The sequence below is a fragment of the Faecalispora anaeroviscerum genome (genome assembly GCF_947568225.1).
Taxonomy (GTDB): Bacteria; Bacillota; Clostridia; order Oscillospirales; family Acutalibacteraceae; genus Faecalispora; species Faecalispora anaeroviscerum.
In genome coordinates this window covers 1,268,029-1,287,992 of the sequence record NZ_CANOOQ010000001.1, presented here as the reverse complement: position 1 = coordinate 1,287,992, position 19,964 = coordinate 1,268,029, and the positions used below count along the sequence as shown (strand labels likewise).

Here is a 19,964-nt window from a genome sequence, read left to right as displayed (position 1 = left end):
TTTAAAATAAATAATTGTGATGAGGGCGGAAAAGATGAATTTTTTAAATCTGCAATATTTCGTCGTGGTAGCGGAGGAGCTCAGCTTTACCAATGCCGCAAAGCAGCTGTATGTTTCTCAGCAATGCCTGAGCAGCCACATCTCGAAGTTGGAGGCATATTACGGCACAAAGCTATTTAACCGCGGCGTTCCCATGACCCTTACAGAGGCTGGGCAGGCGCTGCTGAGGCACGCGAAAATCATGCTGATTCAAAAGCGCGAAACCGAGCAGGAGCTGGGCGATATCGCTCACTTTTTAAGCGCAAACCTGACCATCGGCATCCCCGTTACCCGGGGCACCGCCATGCTTCCCCTGATTCTGCCGCCCTATCACAAGAAGTTTCCGCAGGTGAATCTGCATTTGGTGGAAGGAACCACCACCCAAATCACAGAAGCCTTGCTTCAGGGGGCGGTGGATTTGATTATAGGCTACCACCCCATCGAGCTTTCCCAGGTTCACTGCATTAATCTGTACCGCGAAACCTTCTCCATTGTGATTCCAAACCATCTTTTAATCGGGGCTTTCCCCGGCGGCGGAAGCTTTCCCGCGGGCCCGCTCCCCATTTCTTATTTTAAGGATTTTCCTTTCATCCTGCAATCTCCGCATACGTTCGCCGGCAAAATCTTTCAGGACTGCTGCAACGAGGCCAACATAACCCCGCGCGTGATTCTGGAAACGGAAAATCTGCTGACCTGCATTTCTTTGGCGGTGGCGGGTATGGGGATCTGCATCTGTCCGGACACCTTCCTGCACAGCGCTACGCTGCTGAAATCCGAACAGCTGTCCAAAGTGACGCTGATCCCACTCGATTACCCCGCAGGCCAGTATGATATTTCCATCAGCTACCTGAAAAACAAATACCGCACGCGAGCGCTCAAGGAATTCATCACCATGACGCGCCAGATTTTCAGTCCTTATTAATAATGACGCTTTCTACGGATTCTTTGATCTGTTTGACATATTCCAGCATGTGTTGATCCAGCGGATAGCGGATTACACAGCCGGGAGTTAGAATCAGATGGCGTCCGTTGGTTTTTTTGCAGCATTCAAACACCTGGTGCTGAATCGCGTTTTTGTTTCTGTTGGTAATATCCGCGCGGCTCAGTCCGCCCATCAGGCATTTGCCCGTCAGCGCCATGGCCTCGTCAATGGCCGGGAGGGTTTCCCACGCATGCCAGTTGAAAATCGGAACGGGGTAGTCCTTTAAAAGATCGAACATGATGTTGTTGCCGTGCGCGTGCAGAACATTCATCCAGCCGGCGGCGGCCGCGTTCAGCACCTGAAGGTCGTAGGGTTTGCCGTACTCCTCATACAGTTCGGCGTCCATCATATCGTAAGAACTCAGCTGCGAAGCAAAGAACACGCCGTCCGCGCCAAGCTCGATCGCCGCCTTGGCAAGGTTTACCGTGGTTTCGGTAATTACCTCCAGCGCGTGCTTTACCTGATTGTGGCAGCCCTGCTGAATATGGTCGACCAGCTGCTTGTTGCTCAGCTTATCCGCCGTGGTGATCGGGCTAAAAACGGTAAAAATAACGGGTACGTTTTCTCCCTTGAGCTTTTCAAGCAGCAGCTTGAGGTACAGCAGTTCTCTGGCCAGGCTGCCCTCTTTGCAGGAGCAAACGGAAAGCCGGTTCCAGTCGTCGGGCCCGGCGATGGGCGTACTGACTACCTTGGCGACGCCGCCCTTCTGGATTTCGGAATAATCGATCGTGCAGCCGAAATCCTCAATGGCGTACATTCCGTTGTTCATGGTTTTGACAAAGTCGATGTCCAGCAATTTATAAAATTCAAACGTATGCTCCGCGTTGAGCTTCGGGTCCAGATCAATGCCCGGAACATGGCTCCAAAGAGAATAGGGAATTTTATCCGGTTGAGCGCCGAAAACAGCGGCTTGAATTCTCTCTTTTTTATTCATAGCTAACTCCTTCTCAAAAAACGGTAAATTTTTTCCCCCGCCTGAAGCAGGGGAAAAAATCACTCCATTACGTCAGGCCAAAGGCCGGCTTTCATCCGCAGTCCATCTATAAAACAGCGGGGAAGCGGGCAAATGAAAAGCGGAACTTGCCCCCGCTTAAATAACAATGGCGTCGTTGCGGAACTTGGTCAGGCTCTCATAGCCGGATTCGGTGACAAGAACTGTATCGGAATGGCGCACGCCACCCAGATCACGGCTCATCAGGCCGGGCTCTACGGTAAAGATCATGCCGGGCTCGAGCTTGAGCTGATTGCCCTTGGTCACACTGGGAAATTCGTGGGTGGAAAGCCCCATGCCGTGGCCGCAGCGGCCCGGAAGGATATCCCCAAACCCGTACTTTTTGAAGATCTCCATCGCGGAAAGATAAAGATTTTCAAAGGCTTCGCCCGGGTGGATCATGCTGAAGACCTTGCCCCGCGCCTCGAGCATAGCCTGGTACGCGCGCGCTCTGGTTTCGCTGACCTTGCAGACCATGACGACGCGCTCGTTCTCCACACAGTAGCCGCCGACTCTGGCCCAGCTCATCGGCAGAATCAGGTCGCCCGGCGCCGGCACATGGTCGCGCGGACAATCGCATCCGTAGGCGATCCGCTCATTTGCCATGCTCCAAACGCACAGAGAATCGATCTGCGCCTGCTCCTTGCTGCTAAAGCCGGCCACCTCGTACTCCTGGAATTTTTCATGCCAGGCGCGGCGCATCCGGTACTGGCCCTCCGTGCAGGCCTGGGCCTCGTTCATGCCCTTGCGTAGGCAGTCGATGTGCGTGCTCACGCCAAGATCTACCAGTTCGGCGGACTTACGGCACAAATCGATTTCATACGCATCCTTGACGATCTTCATCATCGCGATATCGTGAGAAAGATCCTCGATCTCGGCGCTGTGGAAGCTTTTTTGCAGCGCACGGCAGCTGTTGATGCTGATAAAGTCGGATTCTACGCCGAGCTTTTTGATCTCTTTGGAAATCAGCTGCTCCATCGCGCCGTTGGCGCTTTCGGCCAGGGCCACATTGTTGCCCCACGCGCCGTACAGCTGGATATTATCCATGGTGCTGTCTTCGTGCGCATGGTCGTTGCGGATGCAATGCACCAGCAGGCAGGGCTCCTGATTTTTAACCAGAATAAAGTAAGCCGGGTGGCTGGTGAGAATCGGGTTAAAATTGGTAAAATAAAATACGTTTTCCGGCTGGGACAGAACAATGGCGTCCAATCCCCGGCGCTCCATCGTCGCGCGCATTTTTTCTATTCGTGCCGCCGTGTACGGTTTTGCGTTCATCATAAGCAAATCTCCTTTATGTTCTGAGCAAAGTTTGCTTCAGGCAGCGCCTGAAGGGGTTAAGAAAGCATGATCGGCGCGTTGGGGCCCATCGGGATCTTGAGGAAATACCACAGCAGCAGCTGAATCATCATCAAGGCCCCGTATGTCAGGGCAAACGGCATCATGTTGGCCAGCAGGGTGCCCACACCGCACCTTCTGTCATAGCGCTGCGCCAAAGCCAGCAGCATTACAAAATAAGCGTCGATGGCGCAGATCGGGTTGGTGACCGCGTCGCCGATGCGGTAGGCCATCTGGATCAGGCCGGGATGAAAGCCCAGCACCATAAACATGGGAACAAAGACCGAGGCCAGAATCGCCCACTTGGTAGAGGCGCTGCCGATGAATAGGTTCAGCACCATGCACATCAGCATGAACAGAACCAGCACCATCCAGATCGGGAAGCCGGACACCTTGAGAAGGTTGGCACCCTTGATTGCCAGAATAATTCCCAGATTGGACCAGTTAAAATAGTTCAGGAACTGTGCGATAAAGAACATTAGCGCTATGTATCCGCCCATTCCCGCCATAGTTTTCTCCAGCGCCTTCGCAATATCCGGAACGCCCTGGAATTTGCCGGATACCATGCCGAACACCGTACCGGGAACTGCAAACATCAGCGCGATAAAGACTGTAATGCCTTTCATCAGCGGGGCGTCTGTTGCAATGGCAGAGCCGGTTTTCGGGTCGCAAAGAACCCCTGTGACCACCAGCAAAACCACTATGGCAGTGTAAATCAGCAGGCCCAGTCCCGCCATTTTCAATGCTTTTTTCTCCTGCGCGGAGGGAAGGGAAACCGTATCCTCTTCTTCCAGATCGCTGTAAGCCGGATCATATTTCTCCATCCGGGGCTCCAGCACCTTGATTGTCAAAACAACGGAAGCAACGGTCAAAATCGGTACGGATACCGCCGAAAAATACCAGTTGATTGCGGGCGAAAGGCTGATGTTCGGATCGATCAGCTGTGCGGCCGCCGTGGTAAAGCTGGCATTGACGACATCCCACGCGGTAATAATCAGGCTGGACGCATACCCGCCGGATACGCAGGAATATGCGACAAACATGCCGGACAGCGGGTTTTTCTTCATGCTCATCCAGATCATGGCGCCCAAAGCAGGCATAACCACAAAGCCGGCTCCACCGGCGCAGCCTGCCATAATACTGATAAAGCTGAACACGGCGATTATCATTGTGTCCGAGCCCTTGGAATAATCGGCAAAGCCCTTCAGGGCCGCGTAAAACAAACCGGAATGGTCGCATAAGCCCACGCCCATCATGCAGACGAGAACCATTCCCAACGCCGGCAGCGTAATAAAGTTATTGACCGCCTTTGTAATCATCATCACCAGGCCGTCCAGCGACAACAGATTGTAAACCGCAACCGTTTCGCCCGTGGCTGGATTGACGTCGGATACCCCGAAAATGGAACAGATATAGGAAGCGACAATAACAATAATGGCTAACCAGATAAACAGAAGCATCGGGTGCGGAATTTTGTTGCCCAAATTTTCCGTTCCCTTTAAAAACCGTTCAAACCGACTGGGCTTGGCAGCAGAGGTGTGCTCCTCCATTGGTTATAAACCTCCTTTTTTTGACTCCTAATAATAAAATTGTACTAATTCTGTAAGCGCTAACAGATTATTACTGTATTTAATATAGCAGTAAGCGCAACATACTTCCAACAAGTTTTTAGAATATGTTACAAATATTTCATTGTACCTTAGGCTTCTATATTATTGGATTTTGGTGTGCTTTAAAAAGTGTTGGAAGATACCTCTCTGGATTCTGGGAATATATATTTAGAATGTCTCCCAATAAAAAGAAGCACTGAAGCAGAGCACAGTTTCAGTGCTTCTTTTTATTTATCCATCGGTTTGATAGACGAATCAGATACCAAATAGCTTATAAATAAATAATAAGAATGCTAAGGATACTGTCTGCAAAGGGTAGTATCCAGTTTTTTTTCAGGTATAATAAACATTATAATACCGAAAAGAGAAGGATGATGAAATGACCGGCTCAAATAGAGTGCCCAATCATTTGACCAAGGAAAAAAGCCCCTACCTTTTACAGCATGCTTATAATCCTGTGGACTGGTTCCCATGGGGCGAGCAGGCTTTTGAGAAAGCCAAACGCGAGGACAAGCCGGTGTTTTTGAGCATTGGCTATTCCACTTGCCATTGGTGCCATGTAATGGCACACGAATCCTTTGAAGATGACGAGGTTGCCGAGGCGCTGAATCAGGGGTTTGTCTGCATTAAGGTGGACCGGGAGGAGCGGCCTGACATCGACGCCGTTTACATGGCAGTCTGCCAGGCCATGACTGGCTCGGGCGGCTGGCCGATGACGATTCTCATGACGCCGGAGCAGCGCCCGTTCTGGGCGGGAACCTACCTGCCGAAAATGTCTACCTTCCGGGGGACGGGGCTTCTGGAGCTTCTGGCGTTTATCCGTGAACAATGGAGCACGAATCGCGAGCCGCTGCTGAACGCAGGGGAAAAGATCACAAATTACCTGCGGGAACAGTCTCTCTTGTCCCCGGAAACGGCAATGCCGGAGATTGATTTGATCTGCGGAGCTGCCGCTCAGCTGAAAGAATCTTACGATTCGCACTGGGGTGGTTTCGGCGGCGCGCCCAAATTCCCGGCGGCGCACAATTTGCTGTTCCTTTTGCGCTATTCGGTGCTGGAGGGGGAGGAACCCGCGAAAAGTATGGCGGAGCATACGCTTTCTCAAATGTTCCGTGGCGGGCTGTTCGATCATATCGGCGGCGGCTTTTCGCGTTATTCTACCGATGTGAAATGGCTGGTTCCGCACTTTGAAAAAATGCTTTACGATAACGCTCTGCTGGCATATACGTACGCGGAGGCTTACGCCGTTACCGGGAGGCCTTTCTACCGCAGTGTGGCAAAACGCACGCTCGATTATGTTCTTCGCGAGCTTTCGGATGAACATGGCGGCTTTTACTGCGGGCAGGATGCGGACAGCGACGGGGTCGAGGGAAAATATTATGTCTTTACTCCGCAGGAGGTGCAGAGTGTTCTGGGCGAGAAAGACAGCGAGATTTTCTGCAGCCGTTTTGACGTGACAGAGCAGGGGAATTTTGAAGGGAAGAGCATTCCGAACCTGCTGGATTTTCCCGCATATGACCAAGAAGATTCGCATATTGCGCAGCTGTGCCGCCGGTTGTACGAGTACCGTTTGGAACGTACCCGCCTGCACCGGGATGATAAGGTACTGACCTCCTGGAATGCGCTGATGATCGCTGCGCTGGCCAGGGCGGGAGTGCTGCTCGGCGAGCCGGAGTACCTGCACGCGGCACAGGCGGCACAGCGTTTTCTGGAAGAAAATCTGGTGGATGAGCGCGGGCGACTGTTGCTGCGATGGCGCGAGGGAGAGGCGGCCCATGCCGGGCAGCTGGATGATTATGCCTTTTACGCGTTTTCTCTGCTTGAGCTGTACCGTTCTACCTTCGATTGCGCGTATCTTCGCCGCGCCGTGCAAATCGCGGAGCAAATACTGGAGTTGTTTTCCGACACGGAGCAGGGAGGGCTGTATCTTTACGCCAAAGACAGCGAGCAGCTCATCAGTCGGCCCAAAGAGGTATACGACGGTGCGATTCCCTCCGGGAATTCCGTGGCGGGAGAGGTGTTTGTGCGCCTGGCTGCGCTAACAGGTGAGGAACGCTGGCGGCAGGCCGGTGAGCGGCAAATCAGCTTTCTAACAGGCTGGGTCAAGGAGTACCCGGTAGGGTATGCAATGTCGCTGATTGCCCTTTGTTCGGTGCTTTACCCTTCCCAGGAGCTAATCTGCACTGCTCAAAAGGAGGAAGCGTTTGGGGAGGTGCGTGATTTTCTGTACCGGCATTCAGTGCCCAACCTGACGGTTCTGCTGAAATGTGCGGAAAACGAGCGCGAGCTTGCTGTGGTTGCTCCGTTTTCGGCGGAATATCCTCTGCCGCAGGAGGGAGTACAGTATTATCTTTGCCAGAACGGTGTGTGTGCGGCTCCCGTGCAGGAGCTGGATGCAATCAAGCGGCAGCTTACCTCTTTGCGGCAGAGTAACGGATGATCGAGCGGCCAATAGGACGTTTCAAAAAAGTAAAATAACACAATCAACCAAAGGCTGGCCAGCGTGGTCAGCCTTTGTATTTTTAACTGCTGTGTGCTATGCTTAACTCAATTGATTATGATCTGTGGAAATCATTCAGATAACGAAAGGGATGAAAAAATGGATTTTCAAATTCAAAAAATAATACAAAATCTGGAAAGAAACAATATGACCGGATATTATGTAGAGGATGAAAAAAAGCTGATCACTCTTTTAAGCACACTGATTCCCGAGCGAAGCAGTGTGGGATGTGGTGATTCCGTCACTCTGGAGCAAACCGGTGTGTTCGATTTTCTGCGAACGGCAAACTATATATTTTATGATAAACATCGTCCTGGGCTTTCCTCTGAGGAAAAACGAAACATCTATTTGCAGAATTTCAGCGCGGATACCTTTATTTCCAGTACCAATGCGATCACCTTGGACGGAAAGCTGTTCAATATCGACGGCAACGGCAGCCGTGTTGCGCCAATGCTGTATGGGCCAGAACAGGTCATCGTTGTGGCGGGCAAAAATAAAATAGCCGAAACGGCGGAGGATGCAATCACAAGGGCTCGTCAGATTGCGGCACCTCTGGACGCTATACGGCTCGGGAAGAATACTCCCTGTACCAAGCTCAAGCGCTGTGTGGACTGTAAGCACGAGGAAAGAATCTGCAATGATTTTGTTTTGATCGCCAGGCAGCGGGTGCCCGGGCGAATCAAGGTTATTTTGGTGAATCAGTCCTACGGATACTGATCTGCCGAGTATTATTGAGAACCTTCCGTTCGGGGGAATTTGCCTTTGTGTGATCGCAAGTCTATCTCTCTGCTAACACGGTGGGAGTGTCCACACCGGCTGTCATCAAATGGAAAACAAATTCCAGCTGCCTTGATATTGCTCTTCTCGCACCGATTGCAAGGGCACTTGGTACAAAAGTCGACACGCTCTTGGATTATGTTCAAAAGCTGACCAATGAGCAGGCGGCAGAATTTGCTGCGGAGGTTGCGCTCCTTGGGCAAAAGGAAGGTGGCGCTGTTGCCCTCCGGCATGCGCGTGAGCTTTTATGCACCTATCCGGAAAACCCGGTTTTACAGTTTCAGCTCACGAGTATCCTTACGGGCCTTCCCACAGAAAACGAAGGGGAAAGACAGTCCAACCGGCAGTTGACCAAGGATTTGCTCCAGTTTGTGATTGGACTATTCTCGGATTATAGCAAAGTAGGAGCCACGGCACTGATAAAAGTGTAGTGGCTCCATTTCATAATTAGTAATTCCTATGCAATGCTCATTTTGGGGTACTCGCAGCTAAAACAACAACGAAATGTTCCCATAAATTACAAGTCTCAATATACCTATAATAATAAGGTGTGCTGGATAATATGCATAAAAGAACCATTTCATCCAATTCGCCTTACCTTTTTCACCGTTATATAATTTTAAAACTGGATAAACAAGTAGAACGCCAATTAGCACCATTGCATAAACTTTGCTTACAAAGAAAAACGCAAGCAACAGCTTCAACCATCAAATTGTAAACGAAAGCCAAGCACTTTAAAAATTAAAATCCAACCACTGCCTTTATGTAAGGATACTAGAAAGCGGAGAGGCGCTGTGTTTTTCTTCTGCCGCGTATGTTTTGTCTGCACTGTGTATTGAAGATGATGAGCTTGATTGTGCGGAAACTTCTGGAAAAGACACCGCCGATTTCTCTGGATAAGCAGAGGATGATTGATTCGATTCTGGAACGACGAGGAGAACGGGCCAAAGCCAGACTGACAATGCAGATGTTATATGTGCAAAGGTTTAAAATAGGTTTGATTGAATGGAAGGAGCATACCTTGTAGTGTCATTTTTCACCAGCTTGTTTGTGCTTATCCAACGAACGGTATTCTAATTTAAAACTAATTTTGTGGACAATAAACAATGATTTTTACATTTAGTTCATAATTTATCTATTGATATTTTTTAAAAATGCCGTATACTAAAGGTGCATTAAAGAAATGATGTAATGTGGAAAGGAGGTAAGGCAGTGAAAAAAAAGAAGGCGGCTGTTCTCGTCTGCGTCACCGGGCAACGTGATTGTGATCGGCTGATTCGGGTGGGAAAAAAGCTTGCCGAAGAGCAGGCGCTTCCAATGCAGGTTTTGTGTATTCAGCCGCAGTCCGCCGGGTATGGCGCATGCAGCGAAGAGCTGGAGTATCTGTATCAAACGGCTCGGGAAGCGGACGCCGAAATGACGATCATTTTTCAGGATGACAGTCCCTTAGTTGCGGCGGGGTTTATCCGCCAGATCGGCGCGGTTCAGGTAGTAACCGGCATGGCAGGGTTTGCTTCCACCGGATTTATTGAAGTTTTGCACAGTATAGTACCCAGGATTCCGATTTCCATGGTTTCAAAAGAGGAAGTCGTTTATAACATTTATCCTGTCGATTATAAAAGTCAAAAGAGTCAGGCAATATCCGCGGCCTGCACATAAAAACTGAATTAGAACATATTGGCCTGCCGGGTACTCCGGCAGGCCAAATTTTTTGTTCTAGCAGTAATTATTTACTGACTAATGAAGAAAGGAGCAGTCTTATGATTCCGCTTTACATTCTCGGTGTTCTTCTGCGGTTTGGTCCCCAGCACGGTTATCAGATTAAAAAGCTGATGGAAGAAAAGCTGGAGGATTTTACTCAAATTAAGCTGCCTACGCTCTATTACCATCTGGAGAAAATGGAGGCGGCGGGCTACGTTACCGCCCATCGCGATAAGCAAGGTGTCCGTCCGGAAAAAACCGTATATCAGGTTAGCGACACCGGTGCGGATCAATTCCAAAAGCTGCTTTTGCAGACCCTGCAAATCGAGTACCACCCCACCTTTGACATTGATGGCACCCTTTATTTTTCCGACGCTCTGGAAAACGGCGCTCTGGCAGACAGCTTGAACCGGCACATTGCAAATCTAAATCGCATTCTCAGCGGGCTGGAAATCCACCGGAAAGAGACCCTTGCGCATATTCCCGAGGAGTACCGAACCTCCGCTGACATGATTTCCGAGCATCACGTACTGCATTACCGGGCGGAACTCACCTGGGCAGAGCAGTCCCTAAATCAATTAAAGGAGGATGAATCCAATGGCAAAAAACAGAGTCATTGAAACCAACGAAGGAATTTAAAATGAGATCACGGTGGAAGCCTTCGACCTTTTTGCGCGCAGTATGCGAGATAAGGGATGGAACGGAGTGGACGAAATGATTGCTTCCGGCATTCAGGGCGGCAACGTGCTGGAGATTGGTCCAGGGCCCGGCTATGTGGGGCTGGAATTAGCCAAAAAGCTGTCACTCGCTTCCCTTACCGGCTGTGAAATCAGTTCTGCTATGATCCGCTTTGCTGAGAAAAACGCTGCCGAGTATGGAATTTCAGCCCGCTACGTGCCGGGGAACTGCATGAAGATGTCCTTTGAGGACGACAGCTTTGACACAGTAATTTCCAACGGTTCTCTGCACGAATGGGAAAATCCCATCCGGGCCTTCAATGAGATTTACCGTGTTCTTCGCACCGGCGGCCGGTATTGCATCACAGACTTGCGCCGTGATGTGCATCCGCTGAAAAAATGATGGTGTACCTGTCCATTCAGCCGAAGGAGATGCGCCCCGGCCTGGTCACTTCTTTAAATGCAGTAAAAAAACTGCACCTCAATTGTTAGTGAATCACAATTGGGATGCAGTTTTTTTCGTGCTTCCGGTATTATCAAACGGGAGAAATGGATCAGTTAGCGACGGTAAGATGAATTGCCGTCTCAGCGGCCGCAGTGGTTACCGCATGTGAGTCCGACGCAGAAGAGGTTGTGACTGAACTGCCTTTTGTCCACCCATATTTCTCAATCAACGCTTTCGTGTGAGTGAAATCGTCGGTAATGGGCAATCCGGACAGGGAAAGTGTAATTTTCCCCGTATAGTCGCCAACCAGCTCTTGCAGCCTGCTGCCCGGTTCGGGGGTAGTTGCACGAGTGCGGAAGTCTATCCAAAGCTGGCTTTCCTTGGTATTATCAGAGTATTTGTCTGACTCAGACTGTTCAATGTCCAGTTTGATGGCATCAATCAGCTCCTGCAGCTTTTCGCGGTCGGGAACCAGCACGTGCTCATCATCGTTTTTACCGTATAGCTGAATGGATTCGATCATCTCGGGAGTCATATAGTAAAGGGCATTGCCAGTGGTTTTGTATTCCTTTGTATCGGCTACCTTTTTTAAAGCCTCATCATACTGATTGTTGTTCTGCGAAATCAGATCAGAGGAAAAATACCGCTTAATTACGGAGCCATCCTTCATATGATAGGTCAGTTGAACATCGGTATAAGAATTCCGAATCTGGTACGGGTATCCTTTGGAGCGGATTTCATTGATCAGCAGAGTGTGAAGCGCGACCACCTTTTCCACATTTTCAGTCTCTTTTATTGTCTGTGGAACCCATGCAATCTGCCTGTGACCCTTTTCATCCATAATGCTGAAACCATTCGAGGAGTAGCTGTTGTCTATGTTGTTCAAACGGGTTTCCACATAGCTGACAGCCTCCGCTTTGGGAATTTTTGTATCGTACCCGAACGCGCCCGTAACGCAAACACCATAAAAAGCTGCAAAGCCAATCAGAAAGATGCCATAGTAGGCAAAGCTTCTTTTCAAACCCTTGAAGCCGCGCCCATAAACAGCCTCCGCAATGATATGCGCGACGAGTGACGCAACAAGCAGCCCGACGAAAAAGCTGGTGGCAGAGTCGAATGTAGCGTGGAAGATCAGTGCGCCGGCGAGGCCTGCGGCGGTGGTGGCTACAAAGCGAATTAGAGTTTTCGGAATCGGGAACGCGTAATTGCTCTCCGCGCATTCGCTCTTTCTGTTCCGGTACAGGTACAGGGAAGAAATGACCATCACAACGCTGAGAATCAGCCACCAGATCAGAAACGCCATGGAGGAAAATGTTTCTGATTCCAGGCTCCCGAAGATCAAAGGCAGATACGAGGCTACAAAGGGAGAGAGCGCCGTATAGGCAATCGCCTGAAAATCAATGTCTGAATTCAGGCCTGGAATGATCATTCCGGCAGTGATGCGCCCGAGGATGATCATGAGCGGGTAGGTGATGTTTACCACAACGATTGAAATCACCATATCGAAGGTAGTGCCGCTGCAAACCGCCATAAAGGTGCAGAAAAAGAACGAAGCGGATGCCATTAGAAGAACCCACCCCAAAGAGGAGAGGAGAAATCCGATAAACTCCGAAAGAGCAATCTGATAAACGGCGGCAACCGCGAGAGTGAGTGCAAAATTGAGCACCAGCGGGGTCAGCAGTGCTACAAGGCTGCTCAGCATCCGGCCCCCCAGCAAAGCGCTGCGGTTTACCGGCAGGGAATGGAACAAATCCACACTGCGCTTTTGGTGCATGTACTGGAATCCCAGAACAGAAAGAAGCAGTACCATCAGCAGTGACAAAGAAGCGGTGCACAGCGGGAGTACCACCTGCAGCACGTTTAAAAATCGTTGCCCCATGTCAATCATGTATCCGTTTTCCATATTGGTGCGCTGGGCGTTATTCATGGCCAGAATTTCGACCAGCGGCAGGGTCACAAAGTGAAGACCGCAGAATAAGGCAATCAGGCCAAAGCGATGGCGCAGCTCCCACAGAAATGTTTGTGTCAATTCACCGCGCAAATTATTTGAGGATGTTTTCGATGTCATAACCGGCCACCTCCATTTCACTGATAAATACTTCCTCAAGCGTAAGGGGAAGCAGTTCGATAAACACCGGGTTCAGCGCGTTCAGCTTCTCCAGGATTTCCTCTCTCTGCCCGCGAATCACAAGATTCATAAGAGAACCGCGGGAATCCTGCTTGATGATGTCGAACCCCTGGAACGCTTCCTGCGGGGGGATCGGCTTAAAGATAGCCTGCACACGGTGAATCCCCAGTTTGAGAGCGTCAAGCTCCTGTTCAAAGATCACACCGCCCTTGTGCATCAGGCCGACGTGGTCGCACAGATCCTCCAGCTCGCGCAGGTTGTGGCTGGCAATCACGACGCTCATGCCGCGCTCCGAAACCTCGCTCGAAACGAGCTTTTTCAGCAGCTGGCGCATTACTGGGTCAAGTCCATCGAAAATTTCGTCCAGCAGCAGGTAGTTCGGACGCACGGAAAGCGCATTGATCAGCGCCACCTGACGCTGCATTCCCTTGCTCATGTTAACAATGCGGGCGTTCGTGTCGAGCGGGAACAGCGAACAAAGCTCTTGGTACCGCTGCGCGTCCCAGGATGGGTACGTTTTAGAATAAAAATCGGCCATTTCTTTCATGTTGGCCTGCGCAAAAAAGTATGGATAATCCGAAATAAAGAACAGCTTGCTCTTAACCGCGCTGTTTTCAAACGGTGACTGGCCGTCTACGAGGATTTCTCCGTTTTCCGGCCGGTAAATGCCCGCCAGGCTGCGCAGCAAAGTGGATTTTCCCGCGCCGTTGCTGCCAACAAGCCCGAATACGGAGCCTCCGCCGATGGTAAAGGAAATTCCGTCTAAGGCGACGGTGCTGTCGAATTTTTTCACCAGCGATTTGACTTCAATCATTGCTCAGAACCCCTCCCGCTAAAATAGTTTTCCACCTGATGGATCATTTCCGGCTGAGTAACCCCACAGTCGGCCGCGTCTGCAATCGCTTCGGCCAGTTTTTCCAGTGAACTTGCCTTCTGCTGCGATAAGACGGAAAGATCCGGTGAGATATAGGAACCTTTCCCCGGAACGGAGTAAATAATTCCATTTTGCTCCAATAACTGATATGCTTTTTGCACGGTGTTTGGGTTAATCCCCAGATCCTGGGCCAACGTGCGAACGGACGGCAGCTGTTCATTCGGTTCCAGGGCCCCAAAAGCAGCCATTTTCGAAATAGATTTGTTCAGCTGCTCATAAATTGGCAGCCTGCTTTTATAGTCCAGCGGAAACATCCGGTTCACCTCACTGTCTTTGTGTATTAATGTGTATTAATTCGATTAGTACAGCTAGAATATAACACGCGCGCTTCCAGCTGTCAAGAAGCGCGCGGCGTTTTTTGTATTACAGTTCTGTAAGCTTTTACGAATCCGCAGGCGGCTCCGGCTGGGCGGCGTCGTCCCTCTGAGCCGGCGGAATGGGGCGCTTGCCCTGCTTGTCCGAATCGGAATCCGACACAAACAGCCGGGGCAGTACGCCGGTTTTGCACAGTACCTGATACAGCACAAAAAACACCGTCATATAGATCAGGATGCTTACCCGGCCGGCCACCAGCGCAAAATAGAGCGCGGCTAGCATCGAAAGGGGATGAATGTCGATGGATGCGGAAACAATTTTGGGCTGGATTACCTGCCGGATGGTAGAAATGAGCAGCCATGCGACAATTAGGGCCACTGCGGTAAAAAAGTCCCCCTGCGCCAGGCTGATCACGGCCAGCGGGATATAAACCGTTCCCGGCCCAAGAATTGGCAGAACGTCGGCGATACCAGCGATCAGGCTCAGCACCAGCGGGTACGGAACTCCCAGCAGATAAAAGACGAGCAGGGTTTGCAAAAATGTAATCAGGTAGATCAGCAGAAAAGAAGCCAGCAGCTTCCCGCTCATCGTCAGGCTGTGGCGGGAGGCAGAACGAATGTTGATTACGGTGTTCTGCGACAGGAAGGACGCCACCTGGCGCTTAATCTTAGGCATATCCTTTGCGAAAAAGTAGGTGGAAAAAATCATGACAATGAACATCGTCAGAATCCCTGGCAGAGAGGTCAGAATCATCAGTACGGTATTTAAAACAGAGGTAATGATCCCAGCACCCGTCTGCAGAAACTTGATTAACTGTTCCTGATTCTGGCGAATGAAATCCGAATCGATTTTGTTTACATAAATTCCAAGGTACCCCATCAGGTCATTAAGCGGCTTGATGATTTTTGTTGTATCGATGGAGGAGAGTCTTACCACCAGCGTAGTGATTTCTGTTACAAGCCAGTAGCCCAGCAGAGCCATTAAGCCAAACAGGAGAAAGAAAGACAGCAGGGTGACCAGAATGGACGCAAAGCCTGGTCTCAGGTGCAGCTTCTCTTTCAGAAAGCGCACCAGCGGCTGCAGCATCAGCGCCAGTAGAAACCCGGCTACAAATGGGAAGGTATAGCCCAGCGTTAGAGCGAACAGATAAAAACAGATCGTGTACCCGATAAAAAACACAAACAATGGCTTTAACCGGGTCATTTGAAGCTTGTCAAACAGAGAGGTTCCCTCCTTTTTGGATCACCGGCCCGGGAAAACATGGATTTTCTGCAGAAATTGCCGGTTTGGTCTGCAGAGAAATAGAAATAGCGGCGATTCGGCTAATATTCTATTCGCCTAATCGTATGCGGAAAAATCGCTTTGAATGTGTTCCGGGTGGATTAAAATGTGCAATAATATATCATATATCCCTCAAAAAGCGTTCAGCGGGCATCATGAGTAACGTGTGTAATAAAACCGATGCTTCCATGCACTTTCAGGCGCTTAGAGTTTTGCTTCGGAACAGGCTGTGAGGTTTATTATACTCTAAAAAAAATGCCGCGTCAAAATGGATTATGCAGTATCTGGTAAATTTATCGTAAACTTTCTGTGTCACTTTTCCTCTTCTATTCCTATTTTTGATTCATTTCTTTGAATCTTATTCAAAAACCTATATTTTTAATCAAATGGCAAAAGTGTCTCCCGGTGGAGCGGAAAGGAAAAAACTGCCTTTCAATTATGACGGAAGTGGAAAGAATCGCCTCAAAATAAGTACAGAATGTAAATACTGAGGGATACTTCTTGACAAAAAAATTTACGCTCGATATTATTGTATCAAGATAAAAAGTCAACCGGCAATCTTGTGACAGAAAAGAGGTGATCGGGCGTGTTGGAGAGAATCAGACGAGTAATGTATGGGCGCTATGGCGGTGACCAGCTGATGGTCGGCAGTCTGGTCGTTTATATGGTGTTTGTAATGGCTTCTCGGCTGACCCGTTTCTATCCGCTGACGCTAGTGGCCTATGTGATTTTCGGGTGGAGCATGTTCCGTATCCTGTCCCGAAACATTCCTCGCCGCTATGCGGAAAATCAGCTGTTTTTAAAATACTGGAACAAGGTGCCCGCGTGGTTCCGTTCCCAGCAGAAATATTTGCAGGACCATAAAATGTACCGTTATTTTAAGTGCCCCAAATGTAAGACCCGTCTTCGTGTACCGAAAGGGCGCGGTAAGATTGAAGTGACGTGCCCGGTGTGCAAGGCACAGTTTATCCGGAAATCCTGAGTTCTGCTTGGGAATTTCCGGCTTTTTTATCCATATAAATAAAGCGGCAGGGAACCCCCCCTGCCGCTCTTTTTGTTCAATCTTAGTCAATCATTTGGTGATAATACTTTTCCACCTTGGCCCAATCGACCACGCGGAAGAGGGCCTCCACATAATCGGTCCGCAGATTTTTGTACGTTAAATAGTAGGCGTGTTCCCATACGTCGATGCCGAAGATCGGCCGCCATTCGCCCCGGGTTTCCATAATCGGGTTATTCTGGTTCGCGCTTGCAGAGATCATCACATCTCCGCTGGAATTTGCGGAAAGCCACGCCCAGCCAGAGCCGAACTGGCCCACGGCTGCTGCCGCGAGCTTTTCCTTCATTACCTCAAAGCTGCCGAAGGTGCGGTCAATCGCCGCAGCCAGCTTGCCGCCGGGGGTACGCGGCCCGCTCGGAGAAAGCGTGTCAAAATACAGGTTGTGGTTGTAGTACCCGCCGCCGTTGTTACGTACCGCAGTCTGCAAAGCAGGGTCCTGAATCGTTTCCAAATGTGCCAGAATCTGTTCCATTGATTCCTCAGAAAGCTCCGGCAGGCGCTCTATCGCGGCATTCAGATTCTTGGTATATGTGGCGTGGTGCTTTGTATAATGGGTCACCATGGTCAGCTCGTCGATTGTGGGTTCCAGTGCGTTAAAATCATAAGAAAGCTTCACTTGCTCAAACACAAAAACACTTCCTTTCATTTATTAGTTAGCCTAGTATAACGTCTTTTTCGTTTCCGTACAAGCGTAAAAGCATTGTTCTAGCTTTTGCACCGTGCCGCCGGATATACAAAGTGCATGGAGTTTGCATGTATTTTTTGCCTTGCGAAAGCGGAGTGGCCATGCTACAATCTTATCATCACAAAGGAAAGGCAGGCCCGCAGATGGAAAAGAAAAATATGCTGGTCTTATTCGGTTCCCCGCGGCCCGGTGGCGCAACCGCGCGGCTGCTGCATGAATTTTTGCAAGAGGTAGATTCTGAATTCATTCGGGTAACGACGTTTGACGCATACCGGGGAAATTACCATCCCTGTATTGCCTGCGGATACTGTCAGACCCGCGAGGCATGTGTTTTCCCGGATTTGGACGAGTTTGACCGTGAACTGCGCGCTGCAGATTACCTGGTGATCGCGGCACCGGTCTATCATTTAAGCTTCCCCGCGCCGTGCAAGGCAGTGATGGATCGCTGGCAGCGGTATTTTGAAGCGCGGTTTTCCATGGGAATCCGCCCGCCGATTGAGAAGCCGAAAACAGCGGCTTTTTTAACCGCGTACGGCTCCGGAAACTCCGAAGGGGCACACATGATGACCCGCCAACTGGAGCTGGCATTTACTGTATTGAACACGAAGCTGGAACATGTGGTGGAGTGGCCGCATACGGATCAGACCGGTATTTCTGAGGTTCCGCCGGAGGTTATCGAAAAGGCGCATCAGGCGGCGCTTGCTATGACACGAAAAACATGATAAAATAATATATCAAAGCTATTTTTACGGGAGGCTTATTAGTATGTCAGGCCATTCAAAATGGAGTACCATTAAACGCAAGAAAGAGAAAATAGATGGTGCCAAAGCCAAAGTCTTTACTAAAATCGGACGCGAGCTTGCGGTAGCGGTGAAAGAGGGCGGAGGGCCGGACCCCAGATCCAATGCCAAGCTGAAGGACTGCATCGCAAAAGCGAAGGCCGCGAACGTGCCCAACGATAATATTGAGCGCATTATTAAAAAAGCGGCGGGCGACGGCGACGGCACCAAATATGAGAGCATCGTATATGAGGGCTACGGCCCCAACGGCGTGGCGGTGATTGTAGAGGCCCTGACGGATAACCGTAACCGCACCGCGGCGGATGTACGCCATTATTTCGATAAATTCGGTGGTAACCTCGGTACCAGCGGATGCGTTTCGTTCCTGTTCTCACAGAAAGGCGTTCTCGTAATCGAACGCGAAGGACTGTCGGAGGACACTGTGATGACCGACTGCCTGGAGGCTGGCGCCTCTGATTTTCAGGCGGATGACGATGTGTTTGAAATCTATACCGAGTCGGACGATTTCAGTGCCGTGCTTTCCGACCTGGAGGGCAAGGGCTATGAATTCGTTTCCGCTGAGGTCGAGATGGTTCCCACTACTTACACTGCGCTGACTGACCCAGATTCCATCACCAAAATGCAGCGTCTGCTCGATAACCTCGATGACAACGACGATGTGCAGAATGTGTGGCACAACTGGGAGAACGCGGACGACGCGGAATAAATTTAGAATAAAACTCTATTGATATGATATTTAGGCTTTTTCATATCAATAGAAAGCCAAAGGATAAGTTGATTATTTGCATAATAACCCTTGATGCGTGTGAAATGCAGGCTTCAAGGGTTTTTTATGCGGAAAAATAATAAGATAGAAAAGGTAGAAATCATTTTTTTCATTTCGCGTAGCATGGTCTTTCGTACACATGAAATTTATTATTACTTTTTAAAGGGAAGCTGTGTAAATATTGCTTCCAGTTTTCTTCTTGCTTCCTCGAACAATGCCTCATTACGAGTGGTGATTTCTTCTTCTCCAAAATAACGTTCCTCAATATATTTCGTATATCGAAGCTCTACCAGTATTCCCTCAAATCGTTCCCCAAATAGCTCACGGTAATTGCGAATGATGTGTCCGCCCATAATGGCATTATCCAGAACGGTATAGCCCTGTGCTGCAAAGCCCTTGTGGAGGCCTTGCAGGGTCTGTTCTGAGGAGGTCGCTCCGCGCCGGTTCGATAAATAGATATCCTGATCACCGCCATTTGCAAAATTAATGAAAAAACTATGTAGATCCAGTAAAAGGACCGACGGAAACACCTGCAGTTTCGCCCTTAGCAGATTTTCCAGCGCCCGGTGGTACGGCTGATAATATTGTGTGATCCGTTCATTGATTTCTTCCTCCTTCAGCGGAATCGCATACAGAGGACTGCCCTGCGTATTCTGCTGATAAACCACTGTGTTGCGATAATCTCCATCCTTTGCTCCTGCTGTTGGGCGGTTGACATCTACCACATACCGGCTTAAGTGGTTGACAATGGTTGTACAGCCCATTGCAGGAAGAAAGTCGTAAAGCTCCGGCAAAAACCAATCTGTGTTGGACAGGCATGCCATATTAAGCATGCGGCTTCTGATATGCGGGGGAACGAATGTCCCACTGTGAGGCAAATCAATTACCAGCGGAAATTGATGTCGATTTTCATTCAGAACCGTAAAATATTCCATAAC

The 19,964-nt window shown here is 49.7% G+C and carries 20 protein-coding genes; 10 read left to right on the top strand and 10 right to left on the bottom strand.

Annotated features, from left to right (window positions below; genetic code table 11):
• The first annotated feature begins 34 nt into the window (after window positions 1-34).
• Window positions 35-961 (top strand): LysR family transcriptional regulator, encoded by a 927-nt coding sequence (locus QOS46_RS06365; protein ID WP_283608232.1) that lies wholly within the window; start codon window positions 35-37, stop codon window positions 959-961.
• Here QOS46_RS06365 and QOS46_RS06360 read toward each other — a convergent pair.
• From QOS46_RS06360 to QOS46_RS06350, 3 genes are all read right to left on the bottom strand, one after another.
• Window positions 948-1,955, bottom strand: coding sequence for a uroporphyrinogen decarboxylase family protein (locus tag QOS46_RS06360; RefSeq protein WP_283608231.1), 1,008 nt, complete (start codon window positions 1,953-1,955; stop codon window positions 948-950). The two genes, QOS46_RS06365 and QOS46_RS06360, sit on opposite strands and share 14 nt — an antisense overlap.
• A 156-nt stretch (window positions 1,956-2,111) precedes the next feature.
• A complete protein-coding gene (locus tag QOS46_RS06355; RefSeq protein WP_283608228.1) occupies window positions 2,112-3,290 on the bottom strand; it encodes a M24 family metallopeptidase in 1,179 nt (392 codons plus the stop codon).
• A gap of 56 nt (window positions 3,291-3,346) precedes the next feature.
• Complete coding sequence (locus QOS46_RS06350; protein ID WP_283608227.1) at window positions 3,347-4,897, bottom strand: AbgT family transporter; 1,551 nt, start codon at window positions 4,895-4,897, stop codon at window positions 3,347-3,349.
• Window positions 4,898-5,336: 439 nt separating this feature from the next.
• Between QOS46_RS06350 and QOS46_RS06345 the strand changes: the two genes are divergently transcribed.
• The 3 genes from QOS46_RS06345 (at window position 5,337) to QOS46_RS06335 (ending at window position 8,665) form a co-directional block, all read left to right on the top strand.
• Entirely contained in the window at window positions 5,337-7,397 is a 2,061-nt protein-coding gene (locus QOS46_RS06345) for a thioredoxin domain-containing protein (protein ID WP_283608226.1), read from the top strand.
• A gap of 159 nt (window positions 7,398-7,556) precedes the next feature.
• Window positions 7,557-8,174, top strand: coding sequence for a lactate utilization protein (locus QOS46_RS06340; RefSeq protein ID WP_283608225.1), 618 nt, complete (start codon window positions 7,557-7,559; stop codon window positions 8,172-8,174).
• 86 nt (window positions 8,175-8,260) lie between these two features.
• Window positions 8,261-8,665: a hypothetical protein gene (locus tag QOS46_RS06335; RefSeq protein ID WP_283608224.1), complete on the top strand. Its 405-nt coding sequence runs from the start codon at window positions 8,261-8,263 to the stop codon at window positions 8,663-8,665.
• A gap of 57 nt (window positions 8,666-8,722) precedes the next feature.
• Here QOS46_RS06335 and QOS46_RS06330 read toward each other — a convergent pair whose 3' ends face one another.
• The gene (locus QOS46_RS06330) at window positions 8,723-8,929 is read right to left on the bottom strand and encodes a TraX family protein (RefSeq protein ID WP_283608222.1); all 207 of its coding nucleotides are present in this window, start codon (window positions 8,927-8,929) and stop codon (window positions 8,723-8,725) included.
• A 517-nt stretch (window positions 8,930-9,446) separates the two neighbouring features.
• On the opposite strand from QOS46_RS06330, the gene QOS46_RS06325 reads away from it, so the two are divergent.
• The 3 genes from QOS46_RS06325 (at window position 9,447) to QOS46_RS06315 (ending at window position 11,015) form a co-directional block, all read left to right on the top strand.
• Window positions 9,447-9,893, top strand: a complete 447-nt coding sequence (locus QOS46_RS06325; RefSeq protein WP_283608221.1) for an adenine nucleotide alpha hydrolase family protein — start codon at window positions 9,447-9,449, stop codon at window positions 9,891-9,893.
• 101 nt (window positions 9,894-9,994) lie between these two features.
• Window positions 9,995-10,555: a PadR family transcriptional regulator gene (locus QOS46_RS06320; protein ID WP_283608219.1), complete on the top strand. Its 561-nt coding sequence runs from the start codon at window positions 9,995-9,997 to the stop codon at window positions 10,553-10,555.
• A gap of 94 nt (window positions 10,556-10,649) precedes the next feature.
• A complete protein-coding gene (locus QOS46_RS06315) occupies window positions 10,650-11,015 on the top strand; it encodes a class I SAM-dependent methyltransferase (RefSeq protein WP_283610785.1) in 366 nt (121 codons plus the stop codon).
• Between the two features lie 151 nt (window positions 11,016-11,166).
• Here QOS46_RS06315 and QOS46_RS06310 read toward each other — a convergent pair whose 3' ends face one another.
• From QOS46_RS06310 to ytvI, 4 genes are all read right to left on the bottom strand, one after another.
• Window positions 11,167-13,125, bottom strand: a complete 1,959-nt coding sequence (locus QOS46_RS06310) for an ABC transporter permease (protein ID WP_283608218.1) — start codon at window positions 13,123-13,125, stop codon at window positions 11,167-11,169.
• Window positions 13,100-13,999 (bottom strand): ABC transporter ATP-binding protein, encoded by a 900-nt coding sequence (locus tag QOS46_RS06305; RefSeq protein ID WP_283608216.1) that lies wholly within the window; start codon window positions 13,997-13,999, stop codon window positions 13,100-13,102. Before QOS46_RS06305 ends, QOS46_RS06310 begins: the two co-directional genes overlap by 26 nt.
• On the bottom strand, window positions 13,996-14,373 hold the full coding sequence (locus QOS46_RS06300; protein ID WP_283608213.1) for a GntR family transcriptional regulator: 378 nt from the start codon (window positions 14,371-14,373) through the stop codon (window positions 13,996-13,998). The genes QOS46_RS06305 and QOS46_RS06300 overlap by 4 nt, the downstream gene beginning before the upstream one ends.
• A 127-nt stretch (window positions 14,374-14,500) precedes the next feature.
• Complete coding sequence (ytvI, locus tag QOS46_RS06295; RefSeq protein WP_283608211.1) at window positions 14,501-15,637, bottom strand: sporulation integral membrane protein YtvI; 1,137 nt, start codon at window positions 15,635-15,637, stop codon at window positions 14,501-14,503.
• Between the two features lie 667 nt (window positions 15,638-16,304).
• Here ytvI and QOS46_RS06290 point away from each other — a divergent pair.
• Window positions 16,305-16,697, top strand: a complete 393-nt coding sequence (locus QOS46_RS06290; RefSeq protein WP_283608209.1) for a hypothetical protein — start codon at window positions 16,305-16,307, stop codon at window positions 16,695-16,697.
• A gap of 82 nt (window positions 16,698-16,779) precedes the next feature.
• On the opposite strand, the gene QOS46_RS06285 is transcribed toward QOS46_RS06290, so the two are convergent.
• The gene (locus QOS46_RS06285; RefSeq protein ID WP_283608208.1) at window positions 16,780-17,403 is read right to left on the bottom strand and encodes a superoxide dismutase; all 624 of its coding nucleotides are present in this window, start codon (window positions 17,401-17,403) and stop codon (window positions 16,780-16,782) included.
• Window positions 17,404-17,603: 200 nt separating this feature from the next.
• On the opposite strand from QOS46_RS06285, the gene QOS46_RS06280 reads away from it, so the two are divergent.
• Both QOS46_RS06280 and QOS46_RS06275 read left to right on the top strand, forming a co-directional pair.
• Entirely contained in the window at window positions 17,604-18,182 is a 579-nt protein-coding gene (locus QOS46_RS06280; protein ID WP_283608207.1) for a flavodoxin family protein, read from the top strand.
• Window positions 18,183-18,225: 43 nt separating this feature from the next.
• The gene (locus QOS46_RS06275; RefSeq protein ID WP_283608206.1) at window positions 18,226-18,966 is read left to right on the top strand and encodes a YebC/PmpR family DNA-binding transcriptional regulator; all 741 of its coding nucleotides are present in this window, start codon (window positions 18,226-18,228) and stop codon (window positions 18,964-18,966) included.
• 212 nt (window positions 18,967-19,178) lie between these two features.
• On the opposite strand, the gene QOS46_RS06270 is transcribed toward QOS46_RS06275, so the two are convergent.
• On the bottom strand, window positions 19,179-19,961 hold the full coding sequence (locus QOS46_RS06270) for an N-formylglutamate amidohydrolase (protein WP_283608204.1): 783 nt from the start codon (window positions 19,959-19,961) through the stop codon (window positions 19,179-19,181).
• Between the last annotated feature and the right edge of the window lie 3 nt (window positions 19,962-19,964).